Genomic DNA, 13,301 nt, shown 5'->3' on the forward strand with positions numbered 1-13,301 from the left:
AAATGCGTATTAACGAATCCAACCAAAAGCAAATCGATTTTAGTAAACAGCAGGATCTGGTACCGGCCATTGTGCAACATGCGCTTACCGGTGAGGTGTTAATGCAAGGCTACATGAATGCTGACGCGGTGGCCGCTACCCTGGCCGAACAGCGCGTAACGTTTTTTAGTCGCAGCAAGCAGCGCTTATGGTGCAAAGGTGAATGCTCAGGTCACTACCTCGAACTGGTGAGCTTACACACCGATTGTGATCAGGACAGTCTGCTCGCGCTGGCATTACCACAGGGGCCGACCTGTCACCTGGGTACCGAGAGCTGTTTCAGCGCTGACGATTACAGTGAACACCCCTTATTGAGTCAGCTGATGCGCATTATTCAGAGTCGAGAAGCCAATGCCGATGGCAGCAGTTACACTGAACGATTGTTAGCCGAAGGCAGTAAACGGGCAGCCCAAAAAGTTGGTGAAGAAGGCGTGGAAACGGCCCTCGCTGCGGTAGCCGACGATCGTGACGAATTACTCAACGAAAGTGCTGATTTGCTCTATCACCTGTTGGTACTGCTGCGCAGCAAGAATCTCGAACTTACTGACGTGCTTGCGGTTCTGCATCAGCGTCGACGTTAAGGTTCAGCTGGTGATCACGCGCGTAACGTCGACTCACGACGCGCAAACGCCAGGTCAATAGCACCGCAGCACAGCTTAAGCCAACAATAAAACCTATCCACATGCCGGCAGCACCCATTGCCGGCACGACCACATCGGTTAACGACAGCAAAATACCCACCGTTAAACCAAGCGGCCAATACGATAAAAAGGTAATAAACATAACCACTTTGGTGTCTTTGTAGCCGCGCAATGTACCCATCGCCACCGCCTGAAAGGTATCCGACAAGGTAAAGATCGCCGCCAGGCCCATCAGGGTCGCCGCCAGTTGGATCACTGCCTGATCATTGGTGTACAAACCGGCCAACCAGGCGCCGCCCAAGTACATAATAAGGCCATTCACACCGGCAAAGCTCATACCGTACCAGGTCGCTAGTTTGTGGCTTAACATGGCGTTTGCAGGGTTTCCAGCGCCTAGCGCAAAACCCACACGCAAGGTCACCGCCATCGACAAGCTCAAGGGCACCATATATACCAGCGACGAAATATTTAGCGCAATCTGATGGCTCGCCACCACAGTCGCGCCCAACGGCGCTATCACCAGCGCAGCAGCAGCAAACAGGCTAACTTCAAAAAACATCGAGGTGGCGATAGGAAAGCCCAAGCGGATAATGTACCAAATATCATCCCAGTCGGGTCGGTGCCAGTGCTTGAACAAGTTCAATAACTTAAACCGCTTAGCCCAAAGTACGTAAAGCACCAAACCTAACGCCATTACCCACAACACAATCGCTGTCGCCACGCCGCAACCGGCGCCACCGAGCTCAGGTGCACCCAGCTTGCCGTAGATCAGAATATAGTTCGCCGGAATATTCACCAGCAGCCCGACAATACCAATCACCAACGACGGCATGGTGTGGGACAACCCCTCGCAGAAATTCCGCAGTACCATGTAAATTACCAGTGCCGGAACCGCCCAGAGCAAATAGAATAAGTAGTCTAAGGTGATGATGCGAAAGGCATCTTCAACTTTCATCGCATTGAGGATCAACGGCGCAGACAAGATCACGGCGACACACACCAGACTGCCAATCATGGCAGCGTAAAACCCCTGCTGTACGATGTTGGCAATCTTCTGTTGTTTTTGCGAACCGTCGAAATGGGAAATAATAGGAGCTAGCGCCAGCGCTAAACCAAACACCAACAAGGTCGAGGGTAACCAGATACTGGCACCGACAGATACTGCCGCAAGATCAACCGCACTCACCCGTCCTGCCATCACCGTATCGACCACACTCATTAACATTTGCGTCAACTGGGCAATAAGTATAGGGCCGGTTAACTTTGCCAGTTTTTTTGACTCAGTCCACCAGTGGTCGGCTGCACGGCGCATGGTTTGGTCTCTTGTCAGTTAGTCTTGGATTGGTCTTCAGCAAACAGCTGATAAGCTTCATCGAGTGCAACGAGCAGACGCTCGCAATCGGCGCGGGTAGTATAGGCGGCAAATGACACCCTGACCACCGCTTCATGTTGCCAAAAGCGTAATAAAGGCTGTGCGCAATGACTTCCCGCACGCACCGCAATCGCTTGTTCTGCCAGGTAACTGGCAAGATCGTAGGCATGCACCGCTGAACTGTAAAAGCTGAGCACCGGCAATGCCGGTTCCTGGCGCGGCAATACCTGGATCCAGTCGCGCTGTGTAAGTTGCCGGGAAACAGTTGCCGTAAGTTCTGCCAGATAACTGCTAAGACCTTGCTCGCGCTGCTCTGTCAGCCACTTGGCCGCCTCAGCGCAAGCCAGTATTGCCGCGGTATTCGGCGTTCCGGCTTCGTATTTGGACACACCACTTAGCCACTGACTGCCAGCCTCGCCCACTTCCGCAACCATACCACCACCTAGCAATGCAGGTTCGAGCTGTTGCTGCAGTTGCTGTGACAAGTACAACACGCCACACCCGGTAACGCCGTACATTTTGTGTGCCGAAAACGTCAGTGCATCACATCCCAGCGCAGCAACATCAAGCGGCACTGAACTCACCGCTTGTGCAGCATCCACGATACTTAGCGCCCCCACTGCTGACGCCTGCTGACAGAGTTCTGCTACAGGCAAAATTTGCCCTGTCACATTGCTTGCCAAGGTCACAGCCAGCAGCTTACAACGTGGCCCGATAAGTGCCGGCCACGATGACGCTAACCCGCCAGTCACCGGGTCAAGATCTAACCAGCGGATCTTAAGTTGATGTTGCGCGGCTAAGCGTTGCCAGGGCAGAAAATTCGCATGGTGCTCGGCGCGGCTGATGACAATCTCATCGCCAGCTTGCCAATCGATAGTTAAGCCGTGAGCCAGCAAATTAAGACTGTGCGTCGCACCAGCGGTAAATACCAAGTGTTGTGCATCGGTGCCAATCCAGTTGGCTAAACTGCTACGGGCTTGTTCAAGCTGTTGTGTCGCTCCTTGTGCCAGCGGGTAAGCACCACGATGAGCGTTGGCATGTTCATGTTGGTAATAGTGCATGAAACGCTGCAATACCCGCTCGGGTACCTGACTGCTTGCAGCGCTGTCTAAGTAGACCAGCTCGGGCTGCTCACGCCACAGCGCAAACTCGGCCCGTGGCACTTGATACCCATGCTGCTTCTGCTCAGGCACAGCTTGGTTCCACCGCATAGCGCTCAAGAAATTGCACAATCCGCGGATTCACAAGTTCGGCGTTGGTTAGCGGACCCATGTGCCCACAAACGAGCTGCTGCACCTCGACCCGCGGCAACACCTGTTGTAATTGCTCGGCTACTCGTCGCGCACTGGCGCGCGTCTGTGCACCCGTTAGCAATAATATGGGCAGGTCCAAGCGCCGATAATCCACCAACTTATGTGGTTCGCCCATCAACGCGGCAAAATCCATCGCCACTTTGTCAGCTTGGCTGGCCATTAACTGTTGCAACTTTTCGGGTAACGCCGCGAAGTAACCCGGCGCATTCCAATAATCGACGAATGCCTGCGTGGCAGCATGCTTATCATTCTGATCCATTTGGGCGGCAATGGCTTCCACTTCCTGCCGCGCTGGATCAACAGCATCGAGCACATGAAACGCCACCGGTTCAAACAGCGCCATTGCCCTAACAGGCAACAACTGCTCAAGCGCCAGCTTAAGCGCGACCGCCGCACCGTACGAATGGCCCACCAAAGTTACTGGCTGAGCCTCGCATAGCTGTTCAACTGCGTCGACAATTCGTGGCACTTCATCGCTAAAACGAAAAGCTTCAGTTGCAGACGCCTGTGCTGGCGGCGCTTTACCATAACCCAACAAGTCGATACCAATCACGTAAAAGTCATCGCGCAGTAACTGGATGAGTGCCCGCCATTGGCCGGTATTACTTTGCGAACTATGCAGCAATACCACCGCCGGCTTGTCTGCCGAGCCACTAACGTGCACGCCGGCAGGTAAAGCCGTCGTCATACTTGCATACCCAAGACGTAACCGAGCATGTAGCCAGCTTCAACCAACAACACGATAAAGGTACCGAGTACACCCACGGTGCGCGCCCATGATGGTCCTACGCTCATACGCAAACCAATGGCATGACAAACACGGGCAATAAAAAGCAGTCCACCAATAGCGTGCAATAACATGCCGCTGGCACCGGTTAATTCCATCAGCACTAACAGCAATAGAGTAAAAGGTACATACTCGGCAAAATTGCCGTGAATCCGCACTGCAACTTCCAGATCTTTAGACTCGCCAGTGCCAATGCCAACGCTATCACGCCAGCGTAAACGGATAACCACCACGGCTAATGTAAAATAGAGTAACGCCAGTAATCCGGCGTACAGCATGCTAATAGGTAATTCGATTGCCATTGTTATTTTCCTTAGTGTTGTTTACAAAAAAAGCCCACGCAAGGTGGGCTTCTGTCGAACAATTGCAACTCTGGTAACATTCCAGCAAGGACTTAACCTAGCAGTTCACCGAGTTCTTTACTGATCGTTTCAACATCACGGGTTCCGTCAATTTTATGGAACGTCGTTTGGCCTTGCTCAGCTAGTTTACGATAATACGAAACTAATGGCTCGGTTTGTTCATGATAAATTGCCAGACGCTTACGCACAGTTTCTTCTTTGTCATCATCGCGGATGATCAAATCTTCACCGGTTACGTCGTCTTTACCTTCAGTTTTCGGCGGATTGTGGTGTACGTGATACACCCGACCAGAACCAGGATGCACGCGACGGCCACTCATACGTTCGACAATTACATCATCAGCAACCGCAAACTCAAGTACTACATCGACAGCGATGCCGGCTTCTTGCATGGCATCAGCTTGCGGAATAGTGCGTGGGAAACCATCTAAAAGGAAGCCATTCTGACAGTCGGGTTGCGCAATGCGCTCTTTAACAAGGCCAATCATGATGTCGTCAGACACCAGTTTACCTGCATCCATGACCGCTTTCGCTTGCTGTCCTAGTTCAGTACCGGCTTTAATTGCAGCTCGTAACATGTCACCTGTTGAGATCTGCGGGATCCCAAAAGTTTTCATCAAGAACTGCGCCTGAGTACCTTTCCCTGCGCCAGGCGCGCCTAAAAGGATAATGCGCATGTACAACCTCTTTCCTAGTTTTTGTTTGGGTTCGATTTAGGTCGAACTTTACCGCCTAGAGACCTGCTTTACAAGTCCGAGCAATGCCGACTTTCGTCGGTATTGCTCGGTTTTATAGAAGCGCAACTGCGATAATTTACGAAGCGTCTGTCAGTTCCATCATCAGACGATTGAGACGGGTGACAAATTGCGCCGGATCTTTCAAGCTACCCCGTTCCGCAAGCGTTGCTTGATCGAGCAGCAACTGCGACCACTCAGCAAATTTGCTTTCGTCTTCGATAGCAATCACACGCTGTACCAAAGTGTGCTCCGGATTCAGTTCAAAGATGTACTTGGTTTCCGGCACTTTCTGACCTGCAGCTTCCATGAGCTTCGCCATTTGCGTACTCATATCGTTGTCGTCAGTGACGATACAGGCTGGCGAACTGGTCAGGCGGTGAGTCACGCGAACGCTTTTAACCTTTTCACCAAGCGCCTTTTCAAAGCGCTTAACTTGCTCTTCAAAGGTCTTCTCCAGCTCTTCCTGTTGCTGTTTGGCGTCATCATCTTCCAGGTCACCGAGATCGAGATCGCCACGGGTAACACTTTGGAACTCTTTCTCTTTGTATTCGCTGAGATGACTCATTAACCATTCATCGATACGTTCCGACAACAACAAGACTTCAATGCCCTTCTTGCGGAAAATTTCCAGCGCAGGGTTATCGCGCGCCGCTTCATAACTATCCGCAACGATGTAATAAATCTTATCCTGTTGCTCTGGCATCCGCTCAAGATAGGTGTCCAGGCTGACCGTTGCTTCAGTCTTGTCTTCATGGGTTGAAGCAAAACGCAGCAAGGCCGCTATTTTCTCTTGGTTGGCGTGATCTTCCGCCGGACCTTCTTTCAGCACGCTACCAAAGGTATTCCAGAACTCCTGATAAGCTTCTGCGTCGTCCTTGGCCAGCTTACTCAACATACCTAATACTTTCTTGGTGCTGCCACTACGCATGGCACGGGTGATCTTGTTGTCTTGCAAGATCTCGCGTGACACATTCAATGGCAAATCGTTTGAATCCATCAAACCACGAACAAAACGCAGGTAGGTTGGCATTAACTGCTGTGCGTCATCCATAATGAACACGCGCTTCACATACAGCTTAATACCATGCTGCTGTTCTCGGTTCCATAAGTCCCAAGGCGCGCGTTTGGGTACGTACAGCAGACTGGTGTACTCTTGAGTGCCCTCAACTTTGTTGTGACTCCACAACAGTGGGTCCTCAAAATCATGGGCGATGGTTTTATAAAACTCTTGATACTCTTCGTCGCTAATTTCGCTTTTTTCACGCGTCCATAGCGCCTGACCTGAGTTCACCGCCTGCCATTCAGTGAGCTTGCCGTCATCATCACGTTCCGGCATTTGTACGGGAATACTTAAATGGTCCGAATACTTGGTGATAATGCCACGTAAACGCGACTCATCAAGGAAGTCTTTGGCGTCGTCACGCACATGCAAGACGATGTCGGTACCACGCTGGGCTTTGTCGATCTCGCGCAGATCAAATTCACCTTCACCTTTCGAGGTCCACTCCACCCCTTCGTTACTTGCTGTACCTGCCGCACGGGTGCGCACTGTTACGCTATCAGAAACGATAAAGGCTGAGTAAAAGCCAACTCCAAACTGGCCGATCAAGCGGCTATCGCGCGCTTCATCGCCGGAAAGTTGACTAAAGAATTCTGACGTTCCCGACTTGGCGATGGTACCTAAGTTACTCATAACTTCGTCACGCGTCATGCCAATACCATTATCACTAATAGCAATGGTGCCAGCGTCTTTATCGACACTCACACGAACACGTATTTCAGCATCGTCGGCAATCAGACTACTGTCGCTTAGAGCTTTGAAACGCAATTTATCAGCAGCATCTGAGGCGTTGGATACCAACTCGCGTAAAAAGATTTCCTTGTTGGAATAAAGCGAATGAATCATCAGATGAAGCAACTGCTTCACTTCAGTCTGAAATCCATGAGTTTCGGCTTGACGGGTCTCCGCCATAGTAGACTCTCCTGCACTATTGTTGATAAACACTAGTGCAGAGATGGGGACGTAATTGGCTAATTCAAGAGTTAAAATACATCAAAATCGATACGCTTGCGGCCACTGAAGGCATGACCAAGGGTTGCTTGATCAACGTATTCTAATTCGCCACCAACGGGAACACCGTGCGCTATCCTTGACGTTTGGATAGATTGTTGGCGGGCCAGCTCAGCAATGTAGTGCGCGGTAGCCTCACCTTCAATGGTCGGATTTGTGGCCAAAATAATTTCAGAGATGGGTTCTTTTGCCAGGCGTTCAGCAAGTTGATCAAGACCGATATCTTCCGGACCGATACCATCAAGCGGCGACAAATGCCCCATCAACACAAAATAGCAGCCCTGATATTGACCCGTTTGTTCAATCGCCAACACATCAGCTGGGGTTTCAACGATGCATAAAAGTCCAGCTTGTCGCCGTGCTTCGTTGGCACACAGCTCACAGATATCACTTTCCGTCAGGGTACGGCAAACACTGCAATGCCCGACCCGTTCGATCGCTTCAGTGAGCGCCTGCGCCAGCTGTAAGCCGGAATCGCGCTGGCGTTCCAAGATCTGAAACGCCATGCGTTGTGCTGATTTTGGCCCTACGCCTGGTAGGGTTCGCAAGGCGCGCATCAATTCAGTAATGGCCGGACTTAAACGCATCAACGACAGCCTTTAAAACGGTAGCTTCATACCAGGTGGTAAGTCCATACCGCCAGTGACTTCAGCCATACGCTCTTTGGTTGTTTGTTCAACCCGACGTACCGCATCATTAATCGCCGCAGCGACTAAATCTTCCAGCATTTCTTGATCGTCATCTTCTAACAGGCTTGGATCAACTTGTACCCGGCGAACATTATGATTGCCCAGCATAGTAACCTTAACCATGCCAGCACCTGCTTCACCAGTAACTTCTAAGTCGGCGATCTCTTCTTGGGCTTTTTGCATGCGCTCCTGCATTTGTTGCGCCTGCTTCATCATATTTCCCATTCCACCTTTAAACATACTGACCTCTTATTTGTGTTTGTTAAAGTGGCTTCACTGAGTCGTCTTGCAACTCAGCACCAAAATGTTTCTGTAACCCTTGCACTAACGGATCTGCTGCCAAACTTTGTTTCGCTTGCGCGAGTCGGTCAGCATCAATTTGTTGTTGAATCTCGAACGGTGTTGCTTGTTCTGTATCGCCAATAACAATGTCTAGCAATTGTAAATCAAGACTGTCCTGTAACGCTAATCGAATTGCTTCACAAGCACCTTCACTGAGCAGATGTTGCCACGCTTCCCGAACCTGCAGCAGATACCCTTGCTCGGTTTGCTCCAACACACTGTTACGTGCCAGTTGTCGGGCAAGGCCGTCAACCTCAATGGTATCAATAAGCGCAGCCCAACGATCAACCTCGGCAGCACTGCGCGTTTCCGCTAGGATTTCAGGATTTTTTTTTTGCTGTAGCAGCTCGCGGGTCGCTAGCAACGACGATAGGCTATCGGCACGTTCACTGGCCTCTGAAGCTGCGGTTGAGCTTGGCTCTGGCTCTGGTTCTGGCTCTGGCTCTGGTTCTGGCGCCGACTCAGCCATAGGCGCAGATAAAGGTGCCTGTTCGTCGACTAATCGCGATTCTGGCACCGTAGCATTTGGCTGACTCTCAGCAGCAGCGGCGGAGCTATGGGTTTCTACCTGAGTGGTCTCTGCCGGTGTGCGTTCCACAATAGAAAGCTTCTGGGGACGGAACGCCATCAAGCGTAATAGCGTCATTTCCACGCCACTACGTACGTCAGCAGCGTAATCAAGATCGCGACGACCTTGCACTAAAATGTCGTAATAGACCTGCAACAGTTCTGCCGGCAAGTGCTGTGCCAGGTGTTGATCTTCACTGGTTAGGCCGAGGGTTTCGGCAGCTTCTGGAACAGCTTGAAAAAGTGCTAATTGATGAACGAAATTCTGCAATTCGGCGAGTAAATTACTTAAATCTGGTACTTGCCCCGCGACCCGCGTCAAAGTTGTTAGCACCGCCTCACCTTTGCCCGCGAGAACCTGCTCTAACAGCGTTGCTAACTCAAAACTTGGTACTGCACCAAGCATTTGCTGTACACCGGCCATTGTCACCTGTTGTTCACTTTGCGCAATTGCTTGGTCGGTGAGACTCAAAGCATCACGCATACTGCCACGAGCGGCACGCGCAATCGCGGTTAATGCCGCTTCTTCAAAAGGAATCGTTTCCTGTTGCAGTACGTGAGCTAAATGCCCGGCAATTTCCTGCCGATCTAGCGCTTTAAGGTTAAATTGCAGACAACGTGACAACACCGTAACCGGGAGTTTTTGTGGATCCGTGGTCGCCAGCAGGAATTTCACATGTTCCGGTGGCTCTTCCAGAGTTTTCAATAGCGCATTAAAGCTATGCCGCGACAGCATGTGAACCTCATCAATGAGATACACTTTATAGCGACCATGGGTTGGCCGATATTGCACATTGTCGAGCAATTCGCGGGTATCCTCAACCTTGGTTCGCGAGGCCGCATCGATCTCCAACAAATCAACAAAACGCCCTTCGTCAATGGCCACACAGGCGCCACAGGTGCCGCAAGGTTCGGCAGTGATACCACGTTCGCAATTAAGACTTTTCGCCAGGATCCGCGCTATCGTAGTTTTCCCGACACCACGGGTACCGGTTAGCAACCATGCATGATGTAAGCGACCTGACTGTAACGCATTCATAAGGGGTTTCAGCACATGTTGCTGACCCACTACTTCTGCGAATTTATGCGGTCGCCATTTGCGGGCGAGCACCTGATAACTCATGCTAGCTTCCTTGTAGAACTACGGTAATAACTGACAATTTAATACCCTTACGTTACCTCAAAATTCACACAGGGTATAGTAAGGAATGGCAGCATCATTCAGCCGCTGCACACCTGGCAAGTCGTCTAAGGTGATGATGAACGCGCACTCATGTAGATCTGCTTTAGCCTGTTTAATGAGTTCAACGCCGGCTAACACGGTGCCACCAGTTGCTAACAAATCGTCGATAATCACTACCTTATCTGTTGCTGACAAAGCGTCGACATGCATTTCTAGTGCGTCTTCTCCATACTCTAATTGATAGCTTTTTTTATTGGTTTTACCAGGTAGTTTACCGGGTTTACGTAACGGCACAAAACCAATGCCCAAAGCGTAGGCAAGAGCTGTTGCGAAAATAAAACCGCGCGCTTCGATTCCCACCACTTTGGTGATACCGTCGTCCGCGTAACGTTCAGCCAAATGAGTAATGGTCTGCTGAAACGCTTCGCCATTCGCTAATAGTGGCGTGATGTCACGAAAAGTGATTCCCGCTTTCGGGTAGTTAGGAATGGCGCGAATGTGCTTTACTATTGGTGGTTTCATGATGCGGCAGATTGTCTTGGAATCTGCATGGTTTGCCACAGATCGTCAAGTAGTTCGAGCAAACGATTGGGCGCAATAGGTTTTGCCAAGCTAAGGTTGGCACCGGCATGCTGCGCTATCGCTTTTAACTGCTTAATATCTTGCGTCGACATTAAGATCAAAGGCGTCTGCTTGTAGTTGTTGAGACCGCGCAAATTGCGTAATAACGTAATGCCATCCATTAGCGGCATTTTATGATCAATCAATACCACGTCGAATGCAGTCGCTTTTGCTCGGTTAAGACCATCAAGACCGTCCGTCGCAAAGCTCACCACAAAAGGTGTTGCCGCAAGGGTTTCAAGAAGGTTCGCGCGCGTAGCAGGATTATCTTCCACCAGCAGTAGCTTGGTTGACATAGTTTGCCTTTTGGTTTGACTATTGATGGCGGGACGCCCAATTAAGCACTAAGTAGCTTAATCCACTGCACAACCGCTGGTAATAACGGTATAGCTACAACTACCAAAACTGCAATCCACCCCATCAATGCACCAGATGGGTCACGGAAATCTTGATCATGTGCCATATTTACTTACCTCATTACCTAGATCACACTTGAACGTACCCGACATAAGCACGTAAATTTTGCGGGGCGGATCATACTTGATTACGGCTTGTCTAACAACACGAACCGCTCCGCAAAGTCCGTGGCCACTGTTGTAAAGGCTTCGCGCAATTGTTGCACGCTAAAATCCGGAAGTTGTTGTGCCAGTGCCTCGCTTAGCTGCACAAGGTTACGCGGCTTTTGTTGCAAAAGATCGAGCGCTAGCGCTGTTAGCGAATTCAGTTCAATGAATTGCACCTGTCCCGCCGGGATTTGATAGACCAACACGAAGTAAGGAGTTGCGAGTGGCTGCTGTGGCTGAAAGTCACTATTAATTTGCGCCACCGGGTAGTCGAAAATTCCGATTTCCGCTGTTGGATTAAGGTGCAGGTACTGTGTTTCGCTACGCAATGTAAGCGGTTGATAGTCTGTGCTCAGCGAAGCAAACTGAACGTCCACTTCCATTCGCTCGTAGCGCGCTAAATCGAACAGCCAACCAGGATAATCCTCAAGTCGCACTCCATCGCTTGTTAAAAATGACACAAACTCCGAACCAATATCTGAGAACAATGGTGAATCGGAACGATGCTGAGCGACAAACTCAGTCAACAGCTGCTGCCATTGTTGTTCGGTCAATAACGACTGTAACACTGGAAATCCGGAACTGATAAATTGCCGGATATTGGCATGAATCAGGCGACGATAAATCGCTAATCGCCGTGGTTCAATATCGCCAAAGCCCGTCTCTGCAGCATGCGGAGAGCGCAGCCACTTTGCAAATTCAAGCTGGGTCTGTTGAAACGACTTCGACACGTTGCTGCTGCTCGTAGGTAGTTTGACACGCCACCACGCTGCTCGCCTCGTGCAACAGTTGTGGTAGTGGAGGAATATTAAAATCGCGTTCTAATACCGTAGGAAATACCCCATGACACTGATAAGCGAAGGTCAATAATTGCCAGACTTCTTGCTTTACATCGGCACCATGAGTGTCGACGAACAAGTCATCGTACTCCTCGCTATGACCCGCCACATGACCGTAAACAATTCGCTCACTGGGCATGCTTTGAATAAATTCATGGGCGTCATAACCATGATTAACACTGTTTACAAAGACGTTGTTGACGTCAAGTAACAAGCGGCAATCGGCTTGTTCAAGCACCTGACAGATAAACTCTTGTTCCGTTAATTCACCGCCAAAATTAGCATAATAAGACACGTTCTCGAGCACTAAGGGTCGCTCGATAATGTCTTGCACCTGTCGCACTCGTTGTGCCACGTAAGACGCTGCCTCAGCGGTAAAAGGTAACGGTAAAAGATCGTATAGATGGCCGTTCGCAGAGCAATAGCTCAGGTGTTCACTGTAAATTTCGATGTCGAAACGATCGAGAAATCGTTTTACTTCTTTAACAAAATTAACGTCGATGGGATCAGGACTACCAATAGAAAGTGATAACCCATGGCTGGTCAATGGTGCCTGCTCGCGCACACGATCGAGCGTACGCTGAGCTTGGGCACCTCGTGGAAACCAGTTTTCTGGCGCAAGCTCCCAAAAACCAACATCAGGAGCTTGTGTCAATACGTCAGCCAGAAATTCGCGGCGTAATCCGAGTCCTACTGTCCGCCGCACTTCCCTTCACCGCATTTACCTTCGCCGCATTTACCTTCTTTGGTTTTCTCGGCCATCTTGGCTTCTTCGGTCATTTTGGCTTTGGCCTCTTCACCGCATTTGCCTTCGCCGCATTTACCTTCGCCACACTTGGCTTCTTTAGCTTTTTCGGCCATTTTTGCATGTTCGGCCATTTTAGCTTTGTGTTCTTCGCCACATTTACCTTCGCCACACTTGGCTTCTTTAGCTTTTTCGGCCATTTTGGCTTTGGCGTCTTCGCCACACTTGCCTTCACCGCATTTAGCTTCGCGCTCTTTACTCTGTTCTTGTTGATAGCCACTACCAAGATCAGAATAGCTGAACGGATTCGCGCTCGCCGCCTGTACCGACATACCACCGGCAAGAAGTGCACCTACTGTTACTGCTACTGATTTTTTCATGTTGTTCATTGTTCAAGCCTCTTTCTCTTTTTAGTGTATTCACTATCTAC

The 13,301-nt window shown here is 50.2% G+C and carries 16 protein-coding genes; 1 reads left to right on the forward strand and 15 read right to left on the reverse strand.

Translation table 11 applies throughout. The features are described from left to right. The first annotated feature begins 2 nt into the window (after positions 1-2). Positions 3-620, forward strand: coding sequence for a bifunctional phosphoribosyl-AMP cyclohydrolase/phosphoribosyl-ATP diphosphatase HisIE (hisIE, locus tag ACQ5ES_RS03805; protein ID WP_445014624.1), 618 nt, complete (start codon positions 3-5; stop codon positions 618-620). Here hisIE and ACQ5ES_RS03810 read toward each other — a convergent pair. The 15 genes from ACQ5ES_RS03810 to ACQ5ES_RS03880 all read right to left on the reverse strand — a co-directional run bounded on the left by ACQ5ES_RS03810 (position 580) and on the right by ACQ5ES_RS03880 (position 13,251). After that, the gene (locus ACQ5ES_RS03810) at positions 580-1,992 is read right to left on the reverse strand and encodes an MATE family efflux transporter (protein WP_445014625.1); all 1,413 of its coding nucleotides are present in this window, start codon (positions 1,990-1,992) and stop codon (positions 580-582) included. The two genes, hisIE and ACQ5ES_RS03810, sit on opposite strands and share 41 nt — an antisense overlap. Before the next feature lie 14 nt (positions 1,993-2,006). Beyond that, positions 2,007-3,263, reverse strand: coding sequence for an aminotransferase class V-fold PLP-dependent enzyme (locus tag ACQ5ES_RS03815; protein WP_445014626.1), 1,257 nt, complete (start codon positions 3,261-3,263; stop codon positions 2,007-2,009). After that, positions 3,238-4,053 carry an alpha/beta fold hydrolase gene (locus ACQ5ES_RS03820; RefSeq protein WP_445014627.1) on the reverse strand — a complete coding sequence of 272 codons (816 nt, stop codon included), beginning with the start codon at positions 4,051-4,053 and terminating at the stop codon, positions 3,238-3,240. Before ACQ5ES_RS03820 ends, ACQ5ES_RS03815 begins: the two co-directional genes overlap by 26 nt. Continuing rightward, positions 4,050-4,454, reverse strand: a complete 405-nt coding sequence (locus ACQ5ES_RS03825) for an MAPEG family protein (RefSeq protein WP_445014628.1) — start codon at positions 4,452-4,454, stop codon at positions 4,050-4,052. Before ACQ5ES_RS03825 ends, ACQ5ES_RS03820 begins: the two co-directional genes overlap by 4 nt. Before the next feature lie 92 nt (positions 4,455-4,546). Beyond that, positions 4,547-5,191: an adenylate kinase gene (gene adk / locus ACQ5ES_RS03830; protein ID WP_445014629.1), complete on the reverse strand. Its 645-nt coding sequence runs from the start codon at positions 5,189-5,191 to the stop codon at positions 4,547-4,549. A gap of 136 nt (positions 5,192-5,327) precedes the next feature. Continuing rightward, entirely contained in the window at positions 5,328-7,223 is a 1,896-nt protein-coding gene (gene htpG, locus ACQ5ES_RS03835) for a molecular chaperone HtpG (protein WP_445014630.1), read from the reverse strand. Between the two features lie 71 nt (positions 7,224-7,294). Continuing rightward, positions 7,295-7,909 (reverse strand): recombination mediator RecR, encoded by a 615-nt coding sequence (gene recR / locus ACQ5ES_RS03840; RefSeq protein ID WP_445014631.1) that lies wholly within the window; start codon positions 7,907-7,909, stop codon positions 7,295-7,297. A gap of 12 nt (positions 7,910-7,921) precedes the next feature. Continuing rightward, positions 7,922-8,251 carry a YbaB/EbfC family nucleoid-associated protein gene (locus ACQ5ES_RS03845; RefSeq protein ID WP_445014632.1) on the reverse strand — a complete coding sequence of 110 codons (330 nt, stop codon included), beginning with the start codon at positions 8,249-8,251 and terminating at the stop codon, positions 7,922-7,924. 22 nt (positions 8,252-8,273) lie between these two features. Next, entirely contained in the window at positions 8,274-10,043 is a 1,770-nt protein-coding gene (gene dnaX, locus ACQ5ES_RS03850; RefSeq protein ID WP_445014633.1) for a DNA polymerase III subunit gamma/tau, read from the reverse strand. Between the two features lie 57 nt (positions 10,044-10,100). Then, complete coding sequence (locus ACQ5ES_RS03855; protein ID WP_445014634.1) at positions 10,101-10,625, reverse strand: adenine phosphoribosyltransferase; 525 nt, start codon at positions 10,623-10,625, stop codon at positions 10,101-10,103. After that, positions 10,622-11,020: a response regulator gene (locus ACQ5ES_RS03860; protein WP_445014635.1), complete on the reverse strand. Its 399-nt coding sequence runs from the start codon at positions 11,018-11,020 to the stop codon at positions 10,622-10,624. The genes ACQ5ES_RS03855 and ACQ5ES_RS03860 overlap by 4 nt, the downstream gene beginning before the upstream one ends. 41 nt (positions 11,021-11,061) lie before the next feature. Further along, positions 11,062-11,187 carry a hypothetical protein gene (locus ACQ5ES_RS03865; protein WP_445014636.1) on the reverse strand — a complete coding sequence of 42 codons (126 nt, stop codon included), beginning with the start codon at positions 11,185-11,187 and terminating at the stop codon, positions 11,062-11,064. 81 nt (positions 11,188-11,268) lie between these two features. Continuing rightward, entirely contained in the window at positions 11,269-12,018 is a 750-nt protein-coding gene (locus tag ACQ5ES_RS03870; protein ID WP_445014637.1) for an HvfC family RiPP maturation protein, read from the reverse strand. Next, complete coding sequence (locus ACQ5ES_RS03875; RefSeq protein WP_445014638.1) at positions 11,987-12,832, reverse strand: HvfB family MNIO-type RiPP peptide maturase; 846 nt, start codon at positions 12,830-12,832, stop codon at positions 11,987-11,989. Before ACQ5ES_RS03875 ends, ACQ5ES_RS03870 begins: the two co-directional genes overlap by 32 nt. Beyond that, positions 12,817-13,251, reverse strand: a complete 435-nt coding sequence (locus tag ACQ5ES_RS03880) for an HvfA family oxazolone/thioamide-modified RiPP metallophore (protein WP_445014639.1) — start codon at positions 13,249-13,251, stop codon at positions 12,817-12,819. The genes ACQ5ES_RS03875 and ACQ5ES_RS03880 overlap by 16 nt, the downstream gene beginning before the upstream one ends. Positions 13,252-13,301 lie beyond the last annotated feature (50 nt).

It is taken from the genome of Pseudidiomarina xizangensis, assembly GCF_052541995.1.